Origin of the sequence: Algoriphagus sp. 4150, from assembly GCF_031457395.1 — a bacterium.
Classification (GTDB): domain Bacteria; phylum Bacteroidota; class Bacteroidia; order Cytophagales; family Cyclobacteriaceae; genus Algoriphagus.
Genome location: NZ_JAVDWS010000004.1, coordinates 79,665 through 100,409 on the forward strand (window position 1 = coordinate 79,665; position 20,745 = coordinate 100,409).

The window sequence follows — 20,745 nt, forward strand, 5'->3', positions numbered from 1 at the left end:
TCCTTCACACTTTAATAACTATTAACCCATATTACCATGAGTTCTAATAACTATCCAAAACTACATAATGCCACTTGGCCGGGAATAGTGGGCAAAGGAGCGGATTCTGAGCCTGTAATTCCATTTGACTCACTTCTGGCGATGACAGCAGCTGCTGAAGTGGATGGGGTCAAATTCGACGGACTAGATCTGGGTTTGCTTGAACCCCATTTCACGCTCAACGATCCGGATGAAACCAAAATTCTAGCCGAAAAACTTCAAAAACATAACCTTGTTGCAGGTTCCTTAGTCGCTCCGATTTGGGCGGGTTCAGCCATGGGGTCCGACGATCAGCGGAAGACTTTTGTTGAAATGGTTCGTAAAGCATGCGAATTTGGTAAGCAGTTAAATGACTTGGGTGTTCGCCACTATGGAGTAGTCAGAATAGATTCAGCTGCAGGAGTTGAAGATTGGGCAAAAGATCCGGCGGGAAACACCAAAATTATTGCCGACACGTTTCGTGAAGCATGTGATGTGGCAGCTGGATATGGAGAAAAATTAGCGACCGAAGGAGAAATCTGCTGGGGCGCTATGCACAGTTGGAAGCATATGGTTGAGCTTCTGGAGATGGTGGACAGACCTAATATCGGGTTTCAGGCGGATATGTCCCATACGTTCCTTTATACCATGGGATACAATGCTCCTGAGCATAGAATTCTCCCAAAAGACGCAGATTTGAAAGATCGTGAGGCGGTCAAAGCTGCATTGAAAATAGTAACCGATGCACTTCGCCCTTGGACGATTGATTTTCATGTGGCTCAGAATGACGGTTCTGTCTTCGGTTCCGGGTCTCATGATAAGACAGGGAGACATTGCCAAGCTACTGATCCCAACGGAGTGTTGGATATCGCGCATGACGCAGGCTACTGGCTCCGGGATGAAAAAGGCGGGTTGACCAAAGCTTTCAAACACATCTGTTGGGATGGATGCATGTTCCCCAATGATGTCATGAACAACCAACAAACCTGGAATGATATCCTTGCTGCGTTGGTCAAGGTGAGAAATGCGCATGGGTGGTAATAGTGGTTTTCACGTCACTGCGAGCGAAGGAACGAAGCGAAGCAGTCTCTAATTTAATTAAGATTGCTTCTCCGCCTGTGGCGGATCGCAATGACGAAAATTTAAATTTTCAACTCTTCTCCCGATAACTATAGGGATTCAAAATCAAAGTAAAATGAAAGAAAAAAAACATATAAGAATAGGTCTCATCGGTACAGGACTAATGGGCCGAATCCATACCAATGGTTATAAAAGAGTACCTGACTTTTTTCCGGAGTATGAATATGTGCCGGTTTTGCAGGCATGCTGTTCCAGAAGAGCCGATAAAGCTCAGGCTTTTGCGGATCAGTGGGGGTATAAATCAGTGGAGACCGACTGGAGAGAACTCCTAAAGAGAGACGACATTGATGCAGTGGATATCTGTACTCCAAATGATACCCATTCAGAAATTGCGATAGCTGCAGCTGAAGCGGGTAAAATGATTTTATGCGAAAAGCCTTTGGCAAGAACTGTCGCTGAAGCTGAAGGCATGGTGAAAGCAGTGGAAAAAGCAGGCGTGAAAAACACTGTTTGGTATAACTACAGAAGAGTGCCTGCTGTGACCTTGGCAAAGCAGATTGTGGCTTCGGGGAAGCTGGGCAAGATTTTTCATTACCGTGCAAATTTCCTTCAGGATTGGACGATTAGTCCCGACTTGCCTCAAGGAGGTGATGCACTGTGGAGACTGGATGCAGATGCCGCAGGTTCGGGTGTGACGGGAGATTTGCTGGCGCATTGTATAGATACAGCCATGTGGCTGAACGGTGGCATCAAAGATGTCTCGGCCATGACGGAGACGTTTATCAAAGAGCGAGTTCACCAAGGTACAGGTGAAAAGAAAAAAGTAACTATCGACGATGCCTGTGTGTTTCATTGTCACTTTGACAACGGTTCTTTGGGCTTGTTTGAGGCTACCCGCTACGCGAGAGGTCACAAAGCACTTTATACCTTTGAGATCAATGGAGAGCATGCTTCCATTCGCTGGGATCTACATGATTTGACCCGTTTGGAGTATTTCGATCACAATGATGAAGGTCAGGTTCGTGGTTGGAGATCTATTCACGTGACAGATGGAGATCATCCGTATATGGGTAGATGGTGGATTCCGGGTACTTCCATCGGCTATGAGCATTCTTTCGTTCACCAAGTAGCTGATTTCTTCCATAGTTTGGAGACAGGAGAGGCTTGTCATCCTACTTTCAGAGATGCTTTTGAGACGCAGAAAGTTTGTGAAGCTGTAATCGACTCAGCTAACGAACGGGCTTGGAAAGATACAGGCGTGGATTGGGTAGAGAAGGTGTAACTCTCTAGTCTAACTAAAAATCAATTAATAAAGAATAGCTGCCTTATGAAGCAGCTATTCTTGTTTTCAGCTGTTTAATTTGAGCGACTTAGAAAAATTGCTTCATTTTCTTCAATCCCGTATTGGCTACTTCCTGTGCATCCTGAGCCCAGTAGTTTTCGTTGAAAAGCTCCAGAGACATAAATTTTGTTCCGCCCATAGCTTTGAGCATTGCCGCTACTTCCTTCAATGGCGCTATGCCGTCTCCCGGGTATATTCTGTCACTGTCTTTTTGCTCAAGTCTGGGTTTTGCATCGGTAAAATCATTCAGGTGAAAAACCTCGATGGCATTTCCATTGATCAATTTGAGTCCTTCAAATCCTGAACCGCCTCTAAACAGGTGAAAGATATCCGGAAGAATCCGTGCATCTGCATCGTTTGCAGCTGTTGCAGTAGCCAGCGTTTGGCCGATGTGATGGAATGGGGCAAAAGACCCCCAAAATTCCAATTGCGGCATAACGCCGGTTTTCCTTCCGAGCGTCAGAAGCTTCGCATACTGTTCCCCCGCCGCCAGTAAATCTATGGGGTCTGTTGCGCCGATAGCGGGCGCAGCTATTCTTTTACAGCCGATCTCAGCCAGCATATTCATCTCTTTTTCCATTTGCTCAAAGCCCGCTTTGCTTTTGGTCTCATCCTGTGCCATCCAGGGCGCAAAACCAATGGCATTTATGGGGATTATTTTTGCATCATCTAGCAGTTTTTTAAGAGATGCCAAAGATTTGCCGGTACTGAGGTAGGTTTCCAATTCAGCGATCCAAAGTTCAATCCCATCATAACCGGCTTGGGCTGCAATCTCAATAATTTGGGGTAGGCTGAGTTTTTGACCACGTAATGTGCTAGTATTAAGAGAGAATTGTATCGTTGCTTCCTTTTTTTTCGTAGTGGAAGCAAGCACAGGTGCCAGCGGAAGAGCGGTGGCTCCAAGGGCAATAGATTTAAGTAGATTTCTTCTGTTCATCTTAGGTTTAATTGATAACTTGAGGGGTAAGCCATTTAAATACTATATTTGCCGTTCAAATTATTCCATATAAAAGAGAGTATAATCTGATCTAGTATAGTATCGAACATATGCTAAAAATATACTTTTTCACACCTTTTCTTCTGTTTTTTATAGTAACTGCCAATGCTTTTGCTCAATCGCAATCCTATTTGACTTTATATAAGGAGCAGCTGCCGTATTTTCAAGAATTAATCACAGGTGGTCAATACAAAGAGCCTCCTTTGAATTATGAAGGAGATCCATATCATTTGGATAGGAAATTCGGAGAAGGAACGCTATCTATTAATAAAATACGCTACACAGATGTACCTCTGCTATATGATGCACATGCCGATTTAGTGATTACGTTCCACCCGATCTACCGTCAGAAGATTCTAATCAAGCCTGAGAAAATTGAAGAGTTTCAACTCATCGACGGAAGCATATTTAGAAAATTTCCCGGTAATAAATCCTATGTGCCCAACAGGAATGGATTTTATAAAGTGCTTCAAGACGGTGAGATAAAAGTCCTTATGAAGCATTACAAGTATACTGAGCCGACGAGGGAGGTAGGGAAATATACACATAGATTTGTGGGAAAATCCGATTACTTCTATTGGCACTCCGACGAATTTGTACTTGTAAGAAAAAAGAATCAGGCAATTAAGAGCTTGGGATTGAGTAAAAGAGAGGTGAGAAAGCATGTGAAGGGAAAGTCTCTTTATTTCTCTATGGACAAAGAAAAATATATTTTAGAGCTGGTTTCCTTGAGGGAAAGCGTGGCAGATACTTTTAATGGTTTTGTCAAATGAGAAGAGTCCTACTACTGATTTTAATTGTTTGCTTTTTCGCAGAAATAAATGCCCAGACAACTACTACAACAAAGCTGTCGGGTATGTATCTGGGAATGTCATTTGAGAGATTTGCAGAAAGAATAGAATCCGAAACGGATTATAAGTTTTATTATAAGAAAAAGGATGTAGAAAATATTCAAGTCAATCTTCAAGCCACTAATTCGGATCTCAAGTTGATATTGAATGAGGTCTTTGAGGGAACAGGCTTGATCTATTCCATAGACGCTTCCAAGCGGATTTGGGTGAGCAAAGGCCAACGAATACAAGTTGATTTTCCAAAGGATTATTTTGTGGTCCAGGAGAGACAGGATAATCTGGCAAATGCAGGTGATTCACTAGGTGCGTACGATAAGAACAAACGCTTTGTAATTGGGAGATCAGCAGATAATCCTCAGTCTAAAACAGCAATTTTGAGCGGTGTGGTGAGTAGCATAGAGTCTGGCAAACCGATGAACGGGGCAATAGTGTTGGAAAAAACCGAATATAACCAAACAGCCACTGATGCGAATGGAAAATATCAGTTGACTCTCCCGAAGGGAAGACACACCATTTGGGTACAGAATATAGGAGGCTATCAAGAGCAGCGCCAGATTGACCTGAAAGGGGATGGAATTCTCAATATGAGTATTGAAGAGACAATCGTCTCGCTGGATGAAGTAGTGGTGAGCTCAGGAGCCTTATCAAATGTCAATAAACTAGATATGGGCGTTCAGTCTATCAGTATTGCCGAAGTGAAGAGACTTCCTGCAGTATTGGGTGAGGTGGATGTGCTGAAGGGGATCTTGATTATGCCTGGAGTGAATACCGTTGGAGAGGCTACTTCTGGGTTTAATGTACGTGGCGGTGCCGCAGATCAGAATTTGATCCTGTATGGAAATTCCACGATTTTCAACCCGACTCATGCATTCGGGTTTTTCTCCGCGTTCAATGCAGACATTGTAAATGGAGTAGAACTTTACAAAGGTTCTATTCCGGTGAATTATGGAGGAAGACTGTCTTCAGTGCTGCAGGTGGATCCGAAATTTGGGGGATCTGAAAAAATTAGTGGTTCGGGAGGTTTGGGGATTCTTACAAGTAGGCTGAGTCTTGATGGGCCGATTGGTGACAAAACAACCTTTATGCTGGGAGGGAGGACAACCTATTCTAATTGGGCGTTGGACCTGCTGAATGATGAGGCAGATTTGAATGACAGTAGAATTACTTTCTATGATGTCAATGCGAATATCCGGCATAACATCAACGAAAAGAATACATTAGAGTTAACAGCTTATTTAAGTCAGGATGATTTTCGGTTTGATGCGGATACTACCTATTCTTACCGAAATGTAAACCTTGCCTTGGGCTGGAAGCATTTCTTCAATGATCAGCTGGAAGGTAGATTTTCAGTGGGGAGCGATAGTTACCAATTCGACATTATAGGGCAGGATAATCCTTTAAACTCCTTTAATTTCAGCTTTGATGTTCACCAACTATTTCTAAAGGCGGATTTCGAATACAGGATGAACGAGAAGCACATCATGACTTTTGGGGCTCAGGGAATTCAGTACACGTTAAACCCGGGAAGAAATAGGCCCTATGGTGCTGAATCAATTGTGATAGAAAAGGAACTGGATGAAGAAAATGCCAGGGAGATTTCAGTTTACTTCGGGGACGAATTTATTGTTTCGGAAAAGTTTTCGGTGAGCTACGGAGGAAGATACATGCTGTATCAATTGCAGGGACCCAAAACGGTAAATCAATATGTGCCTGGAGCTCCTATTACTGACAGTAATGTGATCGGAGAAGAAATAGTAGGAAATGGGGATATTGTAAAAACTTATCATGGCCCTGAATTTAGGGTTTCGGGGAGATATATCTTGGACAATAAGTCTTCGGTCAAAGCTGGATTTAATACCATGAGGCAGAATATCCACTTATTGACAAATAGCTCATCTATTTCACCAACAGACGCGTGGAAGCTAAGCGATACCTACATCCGTCCCCAGACGGGAGGGCAGGCTTCAGTCGGTTATTATCGTAACCTTGCAAAAAACAAACTCGAATTTTCTACAGAAGTGTATTATCGATATATGGCAAATCTGCTTGACTATCGCTCAGGAGCAAATATTATCCTTAATGAAAACATAGAACAGGACGTATTGAATTCAGACGGGAAGGCTTATGGGGTGGAGGTGTTATTGAAGAAAAGCACAGGATTGTTGCAAGGGTCTTTGGCCTATACGTATTCCCGGTCTCTGATGAAGACATCCGATGATCCAAGCATAGAGAAAATCAACAACGGAGACTACTATTCCAGCAACTTTGACCAACCACACCACGTGGTACTCACGGCGAATTATGAGTTGAGTAAGCGGGTAAATACTTCGCTAAACGTTAATTACAGCACGGGAAGACCAATCACTTTGCCTATCTCTAAGTTTGACTATGCAGGATCCGAGCGCGTTTATTTCTCAGAACGAAATGCATATAGAATCCCGGATTATTTCAGGGTTGATTTATCCGTTAATCTGGAGGGAAGCCATAAGGTAAAGAAACTCGCCCACTCATCCTGGTCATTTGGGGTTTACAACCTGCTGGGTAGAAGCAATCCCTATTCAGTGTATTACACACCTGTAGAAGGTCAGCTGAGAGGGTATCAGCTGTCGATTTTTGCCCAGCCTATTCCGTTTATTACATACAATTTCCGTTTCTGATGAATAGATTAGCCGCTCTTGTTATTTTCTGTACTGTGCTTGCGACCGGGTGTAGAGAACCTTTCAATCCGGATATATCTCCTACAGATCTTTCAGTATTGGTAGTAGAGGGGTATTTGGATACTGAAGGCTTACCAAGTACATTGAGATTGAGTTATACCAGAAATATTCAACAGGATGATGCCTATACACCGGGCTATCCGGATGCTATGGTTTCTCTTAGATCAGAGTCAGGGGAAGAATATCCATTGACTGCTATGGGAGCTGGGGAATTTGAATTTGCGTATGACATCCCTGAACATGAAAATTATAGGCTTTATATTTCAACTAATGATGGAAAAAGCTATACATCAGAGCTGATGAAGCCGATTCTTACTCCGGATATTATCGATGTGGGATTTGAGAGAAATGAAAAGGGGGCTGAAATATATGTGACGACGAAAGGGGACGAAAATGCAGATGATTTTCTGTGGACCTATGAAGAAATGTATGCGTTCCGACCCAAAATCCCATCTTCATATAAGTATGATACCGAGACGGGAGAAATAGTGATAAGAAAACCTGATGAGAGAACAGACCTGTGCTACAGGGGGACGGTAAGCTCAGATTTGATTTTGGAAACTTCATCCCGATTTGAAGATCAGTTTGTGTTTAGACAATCCATAGCCCAGATTTTACAGGGCGATGAGCGGCTTTCGGTGCGTTATAGTATTTTGATTTCCCAGAAGGCTTTGGATACAAAGGCTTCTGAGTTTTGGGAGATTCTCCGCAAGAATACAGACGATCTCGGCTCGATTTTTAGCCCGTTACCCTCTAACATAGGCGGAAATATCAAGAATGATCAAAACCCCGAAGTACCAGTGGTAGGGTATGTGAGTTTGGGAACTGTCAAGCAAAAGCGACTATACATTGACGTAAGGGAAGTGGCTCCATGGAGAGCTGTGGTGCCTGATTATAATAATTGCTTCATCGAGCCTGATACGATAAGGCCAATAGATTATGGATCGACATTCGCCAGTGGGAATTTTGTACCTGTAGTTGCGATTTATCCGGAGGACTTTCCCATACCGATTGGCTATCAGGGAGCTGTTCGTCGTTGTACTGATTGTACGTTAAGGGGAACAAATGTGAAACCTATTTTTTGGGAGGATTAATATGAGCATGTCACATAAAATTTTTGTATTTCTCTTTCTTGGCCTTGGATTTTGTCAGACTTCATTGGGTCAGGATAATGGGGTAGAGAAAGTAGATTTTTCTATTCCCAAGACGATCTATTTTGGAGGAGAGCGGGTTTGGATTGCCAGTCAAGCTATGCAGAGTGATATTCCTGCGGAGTCAAAGATCATCTATGCAGAACTTGTCAATCGATACAATGAGGCAGTCGCTATTGCCAAGATGCCTTTGGAGGAAGGAAAGAGCTTTAACTTTCTGCAGCTTCCGATAAATCTTCCCTCGGACAATTATCTCCTTCGCGTATTTACCAGAATAAGCCCTTACCAAGATTTAGAAGAAGGGTTGGTACAGCAATTTATCACAGTATTCAATAGAAACGTCCCGCCTACGGTCGTTCCTGAGCGCAAAAATACTGTTCGGACTCAAGGTTTCGGTGAAGTGATTTTGTCCTCTGAGATAAATACATCCGGGGACAAGTTGAAAATAGAGTTGCCTACGGGAGTGGAGATAAATGAGGTTAGCATAGCTGCGGAAAATCCATTTTTGACTGATCGGGGGATGATTTCCTCAGCAAGGGCGTATGAGTCAATTCAGCAACATACCTTGATCCCTGAGCTTTTTGGGCATGTCATCGAAGCCAAAGTGGAGGGAGCTTCTGTAGATACCACGAAGCTGTACTACCTGTCTCTGCATGGGGAGAAGTCAGCTCTGTTTACTGACCGTCCGAATGCAGCGGGAAGTATGTTTTTCGATGCAGGAGGGATGAAAAATTGGAAATTTCTTGTAGCTCAGGCAAGTAATAATGGGAGTTTGTTGGACTTTGGGATAGTTTCTCCCGGACCGGTCACCGGCTTCAAAAGTGATTTTGTGTTTCCTCAACTTGAAATAAGTCCTGCGGATCAAGGTCTTCTTCAGGAATTGCTAAAAGGCGGTCAGGTAGAAGGGTATTTCGTTAATGAATTTGAAGCTAGTTTGTTTCCTGTGGTGACGGGTTTTACGGAAGATCGAACGTATCTCCTGGATGATTATACAAGATTTGAAACAGTGGCAACTGTTATTAAAGAATATGTGCCGGAGATTTCGGTAAGGAACATTAAGAAGAAGAAGGAGTTTAGGGCATTAGATGAGGCGATGGATGCCGGTTTTAGTTCCAATCCCCTTATGCTGATCGATGCACTACCTGTTTTTGATTCGGATTTATTGGCTGGATTTGATCCTAAAAGTTTTGAAAAACTTGAAATACTGACCCGTACTTTTTATCTAAATGAAGAAAAGTTTCCCGGTGTAATGAGCTTTAGTTCTTATAAAAATGACTTTGGAGGATTTCCCATTCCTTCCAACGGGATCTACCTCGACTATGAAGGGATACAGCCTAAGGTAGCATCTGCTGTGTCTCTTTTTGACGCACCACATCCGGGTCGGGAGATCATGGATTGGCGAACGGTATTGTATTGGTCTGAAATCCCTGAAGCATCTCCCGTAGGCAATTCTATAGAGATTCAAGTCCCCGACCTAAAAGGGGAATATTTGATTACGATCAGAGCGAAGACCCAAGGAGGAGAATCAAAAAAGTATCTGAGAACTTTCATAGTAAAGTGAGAGGCTTGTTTTTTAATAGAGATTGAAAAAAGCAGAAACAAGTACCTTTTGAAGGACTGATTTCAAATTTGTCTGTGAAAACAGCGTAGGCGATTACCCCCTCGGTTAATCCGTTCTAATAAAATTCTAATTTTTTTCTATTGGCTTTCTAATACCTATTTTCTTAGAATAACCGGAACTTTGCGCTTGGTTAATGATATCGGCTTAGCCTTGGGTTAACCTTTTAATCAGTGGTTGGCCATCACGACTACATCATCACTTCAACTAGGGAATACTCCAGCAGCGTAAAGTCGATGAGTCTTTTAATCTACTTATGTTCAAAGGCTTGTGTGTGTTTTTCGGCTGTTGTTGCACGTGAGCAATAGAAAAATCAACGGTAACAGAAAAATGAGAAGAATGACGAAGCTATATTTTGCATTGGCTGTAATGGTACTAATGGCAGCGAATGTTTACGCGCAAGCACAAAATGACACTATACAGAAAACCGATGACCAGCGAACAGTTGAAAAACTAAAATATCAGCAACAACCGGGATTGGCACTTGCCGCTTCTAAAATATTCTTTTCCGACAAAAGGTATTCAATTAGTGGTTTTGGGGAGTTTAATTATGTGCCTGTCCAAAACAATGTGAATACGGATGTAGGAGACTTAGAATTGTATTATTCGGGACTTTACAGGTATGCGACTTTTTTTGGCTATCGTATCACAGACAAGTTAATCTGGAATTCAGAATTTCAGATAGAATTTTTGCATTACAAGATGCAGGAGACTCATCATGAGATAGTAATTGAGGCCTTTTTCGATTATCTCTACAAAGACTATTTAAAGGCCCGTGTGGGTTTTTATCCCCTGACAATTGGTTATGTCAACAACAACGATGAGCCGGTGATGTTTTATTCCGTAAACCGTTCGGATGTAGAACGGTTAATAATACCATCTACTTGGATTGAATTTGGAGCAATGTTTTATGGCAACATTTCAAAAAACTGGAGTTATGCTTTAGGGTTTTCGCAAGGGCTTAACAGTAGAAATTACCTGGGCGGAACTTGGATAAGGCAGGGCAGGGAAATACGTTTCGATGTGCCAAAATCTATTTCCATAAATCCACAGATAAATTATATGGGGATTAAAAATTTGACACTATCTGCATCAGGGTATTACGGAAATTCGGGTCAGGGAGAAATGGTTGAATTGAACAATGAGCAAGTTGAAGTAAAGGGAAATATCAACCTAACTACGGCTTATGCTAAATATGATTGGGGTAATTTTAGATTTGTAACAGTAGGAACTTATGGACGCCTTGGCGATACAGAGAAAATAGCCGAGCTGACAAAAGACAATCACCCGTCTTCCGATAGACAAGTAGGAAACAACGGACAGGTTCTTGGAAAAGAGGTTTATGGTTATCTGTTTGAATTGGGCTGTGACATTTTGCCATATTTAAGAAGGAATGACAGTATAAATGGGAAGAAGTCATTTCTTTTTAATACACATGAAATGAAGTTGAGCCTTTTTTCACGTTATGAAAGATTGAATACACACCACAGCATTCATCAGGATATCCAATCCTTGCCTAGAATTGAAAACAACCTGGAGATATTGACATTTGGCGTCAATTTCAACACAAAAGAAAACATTGTGTTGAAAGCAAACTATCAACACAGAAAAAATAATTTTGTTGGAGACTCAAATCCAATAAATAATGTTTTTGAAACAGGAATCGGATTTATATTTTAGGAAGAATATAAAGGGGCGATAGAACCTGCCTCAAGGGCTTGAGAGTACTGCAGGCAAGAGCAACATTGGTAAGAATGATGAATTATGCTTTTTAGTTACTCTTTTTTACGGCTTAATTCCCGTTGAACAAACTCGGTTACTTTAGCTTCGTATCCCCCGCTGTATTGCGGTACCAAGGTCTTCTTTTCAGGGAAGGATTCCATGTGCAATGTCTGCGTAGGGAAAGCAAAACGTACGCCTATCGAATTGGCTAACTTCACGATCTGTATCAATATCTCATGCCTGGACTGCAGTTCTTCTGCCCAGGTAGGAACCTCAAAAAAGATGTAAAACATAATGTCTTGGCTGAAAGAAGATAGGCTGTTGAAATAGACATGATATCCATCTTTTCGGGTATTCGGGTGGGCAAGTACGATCTGACGGAGTCCTTTTACGAACTCATCGATTAGCTCAGGTGGAGTGTCATAGGTAATTGTCAGGGTGGTGTAAAATCGCCTATATTGACGTAAACCATGGTTGTCCAGAATGGCATCTGCAATTTTCCCGTTTGGCACGTACATGAGAGAATTTCTGAACGTCCGGATTCGGGTAGATCTAAACCCGACTTCTTCTACTGTCCCATCGATCTCACCTGATGTAATCCAATCACCCACTTGGAATGGCTTGTCAATGAAAATCATGACCGATCCGAAGAAGTTTTTGATCGTGTCCTGAGCGGCTAAGGCAATCGCGACACCACCAATCGAGAGGCCCGTCAGGAATGGAATAATGTCAAGATTCAGACCATCCCGTAGGATAAACAATGTCCCCACCAGAATCACAAATGCCTTCAGTGTCTTGCGCATCAAAGGCACCAATTGATCATCTAGCGTGGATTCGGTTTTGGTGGCCAGTTTGGCAAAATAAGCTGCTATCACATCTGTCAACTTGTAGAAGATGATAGTGACTAGGAATGGTTTAAGGGTACGCAGTACGATCAGTATCCATGACCAAATCTCAATTGGCAGCTGGAGAACTCGGATAAAAAGCGACAGCAAAACCACAATTAGATAGAAGCTGATGACTCGGGCTACCGGTAGGATATAGTCTTCACCCACTTTGCCGTAGCCGTATCTGTTGAAAAGATAAAGCATCAATTTGTCCACCACCAAAGTGAAAATCCAGTGGGATAGAAAAATCAAAAGAAGTAGAATAAACAAACCTACCAATTGCCAAAGATGGAGTCCCAGATACTCCTGGTTTCCAATTTTGGGTAAGATGTTTAGAAGCTTAGCCGTTCCGTAGGGATAGGTTTCTGAGTGAAGTTCATCTATCTGGCTGACGCTGAAGGCCGAATATTTCCAACTATCACCGCTCTTTTGCAGGAAGATTCCAGGGAGCTTTTGTCTGTCGAAATAATAGATGTTCTCATTATTTGCGGAAGTGCTGTCAAAGTAGTTTTGTTCATTCGGGATTTCATTGGTTCGAATCAATATCCCTTTACCCTCAAAAATCTGTTTTAGTTTTATGGCTAGACGTTGTCCATCTTGATCCTTTCTATCAGAAAGGTCAAGTGTCAAGGCTGCTTTTTCAGGCTGGTAGTGCTCTTCTTCCAGATTGTAGAAAAAAGAGAGAGTCGTGTGATAAGGAGAACTCAGATTGACTGAATTGCCTATTCTGTAAACATCTTCCTTACCCGATATCAGTTGGCCAGAAGCCTGAGTGCTAATCCAAAGAAGTAAGGGTAATAGAATGAAATACTTTTTCAGCATTAGTTGGTTTGGTGATTTTTTGCAAGTTAGCCAATCGAGATACGAAGCCCAAGAGAACGGGCATATGCCTAATCAGCCAATTGAAATTCAGTAAGTGTAGTGCCACTTACAGTTCTGATCAAATATTGACCCAAGGACGACTGGTAGGTGATCTGGATTGGACCGGTGCTTTCCAGCGGCATGGTAGTTTGGAGATTTCCTTTTAGATCATACAAATAGCAAAACTCTTGATTGAGATCTGTGATCGTGAATAGCTGTCTGTTTGATCCGAAATCAAAATATTGATAAATCAGGTTTTGATCTGATACGCGGGTGCTGAACAGAGGTTTTTCATTTCGGTCAAGCACACTTACTTCATTAAACTGACGTGAGATAAAGACAAAATCGTTTTTCTTCTGGTCAGGAACCAGCAGGAATTCACTGTCCCGGTCATTTTTGATCAATTGGTTTCTGTATCCGATTTCTCCATTGAAGTTAGCGTGGATCACTTCTCCATTTTTGGTGATTCCTACAAGTTGGGTAGATCGGGACTTAGGGTCTCTCCAGGCGATCAAGCCGGAGTTGAAGGATTCCCCGAGTTTGACTGAAGATCCGGATTGGCTTTCCCCTCTTCTGTTGAAAAGCTGAAGTTTCCCGTTTTCTGTCAAGGCTACCATAAAGTCCCCTTTTCCGGGCACTCTGTAATGTGCAGGTGCGCCGGTAGTTTTAGCTCCTATCCGATTGGGATTCCAGCCTTCCAGCTGTTCTCCTGTCTTGTCAAGTAAGAATAAGTTGCCTTCCTCAGTGCTGATGAAATACCTGTAGTCTTTGGTATTGCTGTAATCGACGAGATTGAAATGGGTGATCTTTTCTCCGCTAGCCCCAAGTGGATATCCCGGGAGAGGGGATCCCAGTCTGTCTATTCCATAGATTTTCTCAGCTGTCGCTACGAGCAACTGTAGTTTTCCATTTTTATAGTAATCAATTTGGAAAGCATCTGACACAATTGGGCCTGGCAATTGCTCGGAATAAACCTCCTGGCCTGCCGAATTGATCAGGTGAAGCACATAGTTTTGATCTTGGACTAGTAGATCTTCGGTATTGTCTTGATAATTAATGATGGATTTTGGTCCATAGATTAATTGTTGATTAAAAGAAATCCTATTGCTTGGCTGCAAGGAAATTGCATCAGTTGTTACAATCGTGGGCTTGGACTCTCTATCATACGGGAAGCTCAGTGTAGCTTCTGTTCTATTTTGGAGTTGGTTTATTCTAAAGGAAACCCATAAGAAAGACCTGAAAGCTTCGGAATATTTTTGAAGGAAGGAACTCCAGGATGGATTGGATTTTTTAGTCCAGGAATCCCAAACAAGGTCTGTCAAGAAAATGCGGCTGAATCCTGCAGTAGGGATCAAATCTTTTTTAGCTTTGGGAGCTCTTGATGATTTTCCCCAAGTGCTTCCGGAGCGAATATCATCCAGAACAAGCTTCATGGCTTGTTGGGAATTGGCAAAAATCAGCACATCGTTTTCTGAGGTAATAAAAGTCTGTCCAAAGCCAGGGAATTTACCCTCCAATAAATGCGCTGGAAAATCTTCCTCGGAGAAGTATAAAATCTCATGGCCGGAATAGAAATCAGAACCCTCGTCACTTTCACTTTCTTGGAATTCTTTGAGTTGCTGAATAGCCGGCTCAGCATCTGTAGTCCTTGCCAAGAGCGCCAAATTTTGATCTGCTCCACCCGCATTTTCCAACTCAAGTAAATACAGCTCTCCGGTGAAATTATCCAGAAAACCTCTGTCTAAGAGCTTGCGCTGAATCTCTCCGTTAAACGTTGCTCTAGCTGTAAATGCCCGGTTAGCAATCTTTTGAGTTTCGTAAATGCTTTCTAGATTGATCTGGGTAAGGGCAAGGGTACGATTGGGGATTACTTCTTCGATAGCTGCAAGATTGGCTTGGATGGATGGCGTGAAGTTAACCTCCTCATCATAGATCACCGGGCCTTTGAAAACCATCTGGTTTTCTTCCAAGTGTAAGTCCAGAGCCACCACTCCCGGCATCATCTCCAAGGCAGCTATAGCAGAGCTTTCTCTTTGCCCACCGATTCCTTTCAGCAGACTTCCAAGGCCTTTGCCGTCAAGCAAAAGTCTGCCTTGTATAGTTGAGTTGTAGGGAATAGACTTCACCAAAGGGAAAAAACTTTGTTGATCTTCATTCACATAGAACCGTATGGCCTCTTCTACCAAGAAAGAGGAAGAAGAAATCACAGCTAAGTCACCGAGTAGTGATATGCTCCAAAGTCTGTTGTTTTCAGAATCGTAGAATTCCAGCACATCTTTGTCGGAATATTTTCGAGGTTGGAATCTTGATCCTGAAGGAATCCGGGATTTGATTTCGTCTATAAAATCCGTTGCGGTCGAGGGGTTGAGATTTATGGTAAAAAGTAGATCGAAGGTTTCAATACCTGTAGAATGAAGGCTGATAGTGGCTTGCTGGCCATTTATGGATTTTGCGATTTCACCGGAACCGCCATTGAGACTGTCCAGGGTGATGAGTTGATTGGATAATTTCTGAAATGCAGGAAATGTTTTTAAAATATCCCAAACGGGGTCATTGACTAAGGTATTCCATTGAGCAGCACCTTGGTGTGTCTCAAAAACAAACACTGCATTTTGACTGATTACTTCTAGGCTGTTGACTTTGCGGGATGAAAAGTGGGTTTTGTAGATCCAAAAGCAGCCTCCGGCGAGGATTAGGGCGGTAAAAAGAATAAGTAGGCTTTTCCAGATCTTCACGGGCTCACAGATGATTCAGATGGTATATTACAAAAATCAGACCTAAGAAACCCCTACAAAAGGAAGAGAATCTCAGGTCTGATAGTTAAATCTGCCGGGAATTATTTGCCCAGCTTGTTCAAAACTTCCATTACTTCTTTCACATGACCTCTAGAAGTCTCAAGAAGTGCTTTTTCTTCAGCATTAAGGTCGAGTTCCAATACTTTCTCTACGCCGTTTTTGCCAAGAATTACCGGTACACCCAGGTAACAATCATCGATACCGTATTCGCCTTCAAGTTTGATGCAGACAGGGAATACTCTTCTTTGATTTTTCAAGATTGCTTCTACCATTTGAGCAGCTGCTGACCCCGGAGCATACCAGGCAGAAGTACCCATCAGCTTAACTAGCTCACCGCCGCCGAATTTAGTTCTTTCGATGATTGCGTCAAGTTTATCTTTCGCTACCAATTCAGTCACAGGAATACCTGCAACTGTAGTGTAGCGTGGGAGAGGAACCATAGTGTCACCATGACCACCCATTAGGATTGCCTGGATTTCCTTTGGAGATACATTCAATTCCTCGGCAAGGAACGCGCGGTAACGCGCGGTATCCAAGATGCCCGCCATACCGATCACTTTGTTTCTGGAAATACCGGCAGTGATATGAGCTTGGTAAGTCATTACATCAAGTGGATTGGAAACCACAATGATGATTGCGTTAGGGGAGTGCTTGATGACATTCTCAGTCACTGACTTCACGATACCTGCATTGGTTTCGATCAAGTCGTCACGGGTCATTCCGGGTTTGCGTGGAAGCCCGGAAGTGATTACCACTACATCTGAATTAGCAGTCTTGCTATAATCATTTGTGCTTCCTGTGGTGCGGCTATCGTATTGGTTAATGGGTGCTTTCTGAAAAATGTCAAGTGCTTTGCCTTCAGCTACTCCTTCTTTGATGTCAATTAGTACAATTTCCTCGGCGATTTCGCGATAAGCCAATACATCGGCACAGGTTGCGCCCACATTACCAGCTCCTACTACGGTTACTTTGCTCATTAGATTTATAGATTTTATATATGAATATATTGCGTTAAAAGCGGCGCTAAGTTATTAAACAATGCCTAGGATTCGAAATAGAGCCCGGAATACTTTGGAAGTAATTAAGTTTTTTTGACAAATTTGGAATGCCCTGTTTGGACTTTGTTATTCAAACATTTGACGGAGGCTGAAGAAGCCAAATGATTCTCGGTAGGAGCGGAAAAGCCGCTGATTGTTCTGATTGTAATAGTCGGTCAGCGAGGTCATCATTTTTGCCTTGATCTTTGGGTTGCTGTCAAAAATCTCCTGTATCGCAAAGTGGGGAATTACAATCAGTTCGGCCTCCTCCGATACGACAATGGCGGTATAGGTTCTCTTTGCATTTTCGAGCAGGGAATTTTCCCCAAAAGCTTCACCTCTTTTGATTTCAAGGATAGTCTCGAAACTGTCTTTTATATCGATGGTGAGGCTAATATTTCCACTTTTGACCAGGTAAAGTGCTTGGCTGGGGTCTTTACTGAAAAACACCACTTCGTCTTTGACATACTTCCGGTGATGCATTGCAGGGATGAATCGAATCATTTCCTTGTTTTTCAAGCTTTCAAAAAACTTAATCTGTCCAAGAAAACGGAACATTTGTTCCTCAGTCTCAGTGTATGTTTTGGAAAATGGATTGCGCATTGCTTATCGTTTTTTTAGATAAAGTAGCTTTCTGGTGGCTGCTGTTGATTTAGCCCAATCAGCAATTCTATAGCCTATCACCCAAGCTATTTGACCTTCTGAAAGTAATACTTTTACCGCATGTTTTTTCATCACAGGTACTTTCATATCTATTAGGAAGTCCGATATTTTCTTGGTGTTTTTCATTCCCAGGGGTATAAATCGATCACCTTCTTGCCAAGTTCGGATCTCTAATGGGAAACTAAGCCTCTCCAGATCAAGCATGGCATTATGACGTGTTTTGTCCAGATTTTCCTTGCCTTCCAGTTTAAGTATCTCATACTTGCCTTCAGGCAGTAGGAACTCAATAGCATCTTCGGACACTGAGATAGATTCAAATTCGCTTGGGATAGATGCCAAGATCAATTGGCCCCTGTCATAATTGAGCAAATGGGTAGCGCTTTCGAATAGTTTTCCGGAATCCCCGTTTTGACAGGTTTCCAAAATGTCCTGTGCCTGACCGGAATTGAAACCATATGGACGGAGCCAGAAGTAGAGAAGAGATGCTGCACCGGGAGACCTCAGGATATCGGCCGTGGAAAGGGTTTGCATCCCGTCAGAATCTTCGATTTTTTCATTTTTCCAGTTTTCAAAAAGCGTGGTAAAAGCCTTACCTGTATCCTTCAGTCTGCCAAAACTATTCAGCAGATTTGCCTTGGCATCATCGGCTACAGCATAGAGCGCGGGTAAAGTGATGTGGCGGAGCTTATTGCGCTTGTAATCAGTTTTTTCATTTGAACTGTCTTCTCTCCATTCGATTTGATTTTCCTCTACATAGTTGCGGATTTCTTCTCTTCCAAAAGGCAGTAGGGGACGGACCAGCCAGCCTCTACGTTCTGCCATTCCGTAGATTCCTTCTATGCCTGTGCCTCGTAGAAGATTCAGGAAAATAGTCTCAATCTGATCATCTTCATGATGTGCCAGAACTATTCCGTCCAGTTTTCGTTCTGCCCGTAATTTCTCAAACCAGTCGTATCGAATCTCCCGGGCAGCCATTTGCGTAGAAATGTTTCTCTCGGTAGCGAATTTATACGTCTCTGCGTAATGTACATGAATGATTTTGCCTTGGGAAAGTGCCCATTTTCTTAGAAAGTTTTCATCCCCATCACTTTCCTCTGCGCGTAGTTGGAAATTGACGTGGGCTATTTCAAATGGGATTTCTGCTTTGGTAAGAAGATTGCCTAAGCACATGCTGTCCATGCCGCCGCTGCTTGCCAATAGGTAGGTTTTGGAGGGATCTAAAATTGATTTGTTCCGGATATGCCGGATAAAAGCTTCAACCATTGACCAAAAATATCATTTTCTGCTAATTTTGCCCACATTCGTGCCACTATGACTTCATCTCTCTCCCGTACTTTCTTTTTCCTGCTGGCTTTTTGGGGCGTATCATTTTATTCTTATGCTCAGCAACCTTCCACTTTGGAGATTAGGCAGGCAGATGAGTTGATAGGAGCTAAAGGTTTTGATCGCTTATTGGGAGATGTCCACATGAAGCATCAGAAGTCTTTGATTTATTGTGATTCGGCACATTTCTTCAGAGAAGAAAATAAGGCAAGGCTATTCGGGAATGTAAGGATAGTGGATGTGGAAGATCCTGTGCAGACTACCAGTGCCTATGCCGAATATGACGGAAATACCAAGCTTGCAAAGCTTAGAAAGAATGTAGTCTTCACCAATCAAAAAACTACACTAACCACCGAATATCTTGATTATGATCGCGCAGGCAACATAGCCTATTATTACAATGACGGAAAAGTAGTGGACTCTGTAAACGTCCTGACGAGTGAGCGTGGCAAGTACGAAGTGAATGTGGAGCGGATCACATTTCAGAATAATGTGGTGCTGGTCAATCCTGACTATACCATGAAAACCAATGATTTGGTTTATATGACCATACCCAAAACTGCGGAAACAAAAGGGTTGACGAATCTGATCTCAAAGGATGGCAATACGCTTGATGCCCAAAAAGGTAGTTTTTATGAAACTCAGGAAAAAAAATTCAGATTTTACGATGGAGTAGTGGAGACAGAAACGAGTAGAGTGAAAGCTATGGAGTTGTTTTACAGTGAGTTGGATGCTTATTATAAGGGGATAGAAGATGTGAGAGTGCTTAATAAAGAGCGTCAGGTAGAAGTTTTTGGAGACGAAGGGGAGTATTGGGATGAGCGTAAGCATAGCCTGGTCCATGGTAATGCCTTAGTCAGGAGGTATTTTGAAAAAGATACGCTGTATATGGCTTCTGATTCCTTGATTTCTCAGGATGGTGAAGCCGATTCCATGAAGTATTTATTGGCTTTTCGATCCGTTAAGCTGGTGAAAACAGATATGTCGGGCATAGCTGATTCACTGGCGTATAATTATTCTGATTCTTCCATACAGCTTTTCAAGGACCCTGTAATGTGGAATCAGAAAAGTCAGATTACAGCTGATAGCATGGTTTTTTATATAGCCAACGAGGAACTGGACCGTGTGTTTATGAAAGACAAAGTGTTCGTAATCACCCAGGATACAATCAGTAATTTCAATCAGATGAAGGGCAGGAGGATGTTCGGTTATTTTGAGAATGGTCAAATGGACAGAATCGACATAGACGGCAACGGGGAGTCTCTATATTTTGCATTGCAGTCTGATACCATCTCTCAGGGAATCAATAAAACGTTAAGTGCCAATATCAAACTTAGATTTAAAGAAGGGGTGATTCAGCGTGTGACTTATGGAGTCAAACCTGATGGGAAATTTACGCCGTTTCAGCTAGTGAATGAAGATAATTCTAGGCTGGAAGGGTTCGTGTGGAGGTTTGAGGAAAAGCCCACCATAGAAGATATTGATGCATGGAGAAAACCCGAAGAAATCGACCCTAAAGCGGAGAATTTATTTAATGATCCGGAAGTGAAATTGGTTTTGCCTACCGACGAAGAGATCCTGAAATCGTTGGAAGAACAGGGATGGAAACCCATAAAAAGTAGTCCATAAGCAGCGGTCGGTACTGGAAAATAAGCTGTAACGTGCTTAGGCTGAAAAAATTTC

General features: G+C 42.4%; 14 protein-coding genes. 8 read left to right on the forward strand and 6 right to left on the reverse strand.

The features are described 5' to 3' along the window. Positions 1-36: 36 nt before the first annotated feature. Both J2X69_RS08050 and J2X69_RS08055 read left to right on the forward strand, forming a co-directional pair. The gene (locus tag J2X69_RS08050; protein ID WP_310101246.1) at positions 37-1,059 is read left to right on the forward strand and encodes a TIM barrel protein; all 1,023 of its coding nucleotides are present in this window, start codon (positions 37-39) and stop codon (positions 1,057-1,059) included. Between the two features lie 154 nt (positions 1,060-1,213). After that, positions 1,214-2,380, forward strand: coding sequence for a Gfo/Idh/MocA family oxidoreductase (locus tag J2X69_RS08055; RefSeq protein ID WP_310101249.1), 1,167 nt, complete (start codon positions 1,214-1,216; stop codon positions 2,378-2,380). Positions 2,381-2,468: 88 nt separating this feature from the next. Here J2X69_RS08055 and J2X69_RS08060 read toward each other — a convergent pair whose 3' ends face one another. Beyond that, positions 2,469-3,377, reverse strand: coding sequence for a sugar phosphate isomerase/epimerase (locus tag J2X69_RS08060; protein ID WP_310101252.1), 909 nt, complete (start codon positions 3,375-3,377; stop codon positions 2,469-2,471). Positions 3,378-3,487: 110 nt separating this feature from the next. Here J2X69_RS08060 and J2X69_RS08065 point away from each other — a divergent pair, with 110 nt between their 5' ends. The 5 genes from J2X69_RS08065 to J2X69_RS08085 all read left to right on the forward strand — a co-directional run bounded on the left by J2X69_RS08065 (position 3,488) and on the right by J2X69_RS08085 (position 11,454). Beyond that, a complete protein-coding gene (locus J2X69_RS08065; protein ID WP_310101255.1) occupies positions 3,488-4,210 on the forward strand; it encodes a hypothetical protein in 723 nt (240 codons plus the stop codon). Then, positions 4,207-6,945, forward strand: coding sequence for a carboxypeptidase-like regulatory domain-containing protein (locus J2X69_RS08070; protein ID WP_310101258.1), 2,739 nt, complete (start codon positions 4,207-4,209; stop codon positions 6,943-6,945). The genes J2X69_RS08065 and J2X69_RS08070 overlap by 4 nt, the downstream gene beginning before the upstream one ends. Beyond that, positions 6,945-8,099, forward strand: coding sequence for a DUF4249 domain-containing protein (locus J2X69_RS08075; protein ID WP_310101262.1), 1,155 nt, complete (start codon positions 6,945-6,947; stop codon positions 8,097-8,099). Before J2X69_RS08070 ends, J2X69_RS08075 begins: the two co-directional genes overlap by 1 nt. Positions 8,100-8,106: 7 nt before the next feature. Further along, entirely contained in the window at positions 8,107-9,717 is a 1,611-nt protein-coding gene (locus J2X69_RS08080; RefSeq protein ID WP_310101265.1) for a hypothetical protein, read from the forward strand. A 396-nt stretch (positions 9,718-10,113) separates the two neighbouring features. Further along, positions 10,114-11,454: a hypothetical protein gene (locus tag J2X69_RS08085; protein WP_310101268.1), complete on the forward strand. Its 1,341-nt coding sequence runs from the start codon at positions 10,114-10,116 to the stop codon at positions 11,452-11,454. Positions 11,455-11,549: 95 nt separating this feature from the next. On the opposite strand, the gene J2X69_RS08090 is transcribed toward J2X69_RS08085, so the two are convergent. The 5 genes from J2X69_RS08090 to tilS all read right to left on the reverse strand — a co-directional run bounded on the left by J2X69_RS08090 (position 11,550) and on the right by tilS (position 19,002). Next, entirely contained in the window at positions 11,550-13,205 is a 1,656-nt protein-coding gene (locus tag J2X69_RS08090) for a mechanosensitive ion channel family protein (protein WP_310101271.1), read from the reverse strand. Between the two features lie 68 nt (positions 13,206-13,273). After that, positions 13,274-15,979, reverse strand: a complete 2,706-nt coding sequence (locus tag J2X69_RS08095; RefSeq protein WP_310101274.1) for a hypothetical protein — start codon at positions 15,977-15,979, stop codon at positions 13,274-13,276. A gap of 101 nt (positions 15,980-16,080) precedes the next feature. Continuing rightward, complete coding sequence (mdh, locus tag J2X69_RS08100) at positions 16,081-17,016, reverse strand: malate dehydrogenase (protein WP_310101277.1); 936 nt, start codon at positions 17,014-17,016, stop codon at positions 16,081-16,083. Positions 17,017-17,163: 147 nt separating this feature from the next. Beyond that, the gene (locus tag J2X69_RS08105) at positions 17,164-17,679 is read right to left on the reverse strand and encodes a cyclic nucleotide-binding domain-containing protein (RefSeq protein WP_310101279.1); all 516 of its coding nucleotides are present in this window, start codon (positions 17,677-17,679) and stop codon (positions 17,164-17,166) included. 3 nt (positions 17,680-17,682) lie between these two features. Then, positions 17,683-19,002 carry a tRNA lysidine(34) synthetase TilS gene (tilS, locus tag J2X69_RS08110; RefSeq protein ID WP_310101282.1) on the reverse strand — a complete coding sequence of 440 codons (1,320 nt, stop codon included), beginning with the start codon at positions 19,000-19,002 and terminating at the stop codon, positions 17,683-17,685. 48 nt (positions 19,003-19,050) lie between these two features. On the opposite strand from tilS, the gene J2X69_RS08115 reads away from it, so the two are divergent. After that, positions 19,051-20,691, forward strand: coding sequence for an OstA-like protein (locus tag J2X69_RS08115; protein WP_310101285.1), 1,641 nt, complete (start codon positions 19,051-19,053; stop codon positions 20,689-20,691). Positions 20,692-20,745 lie beyond the last annotated feature (54 nt).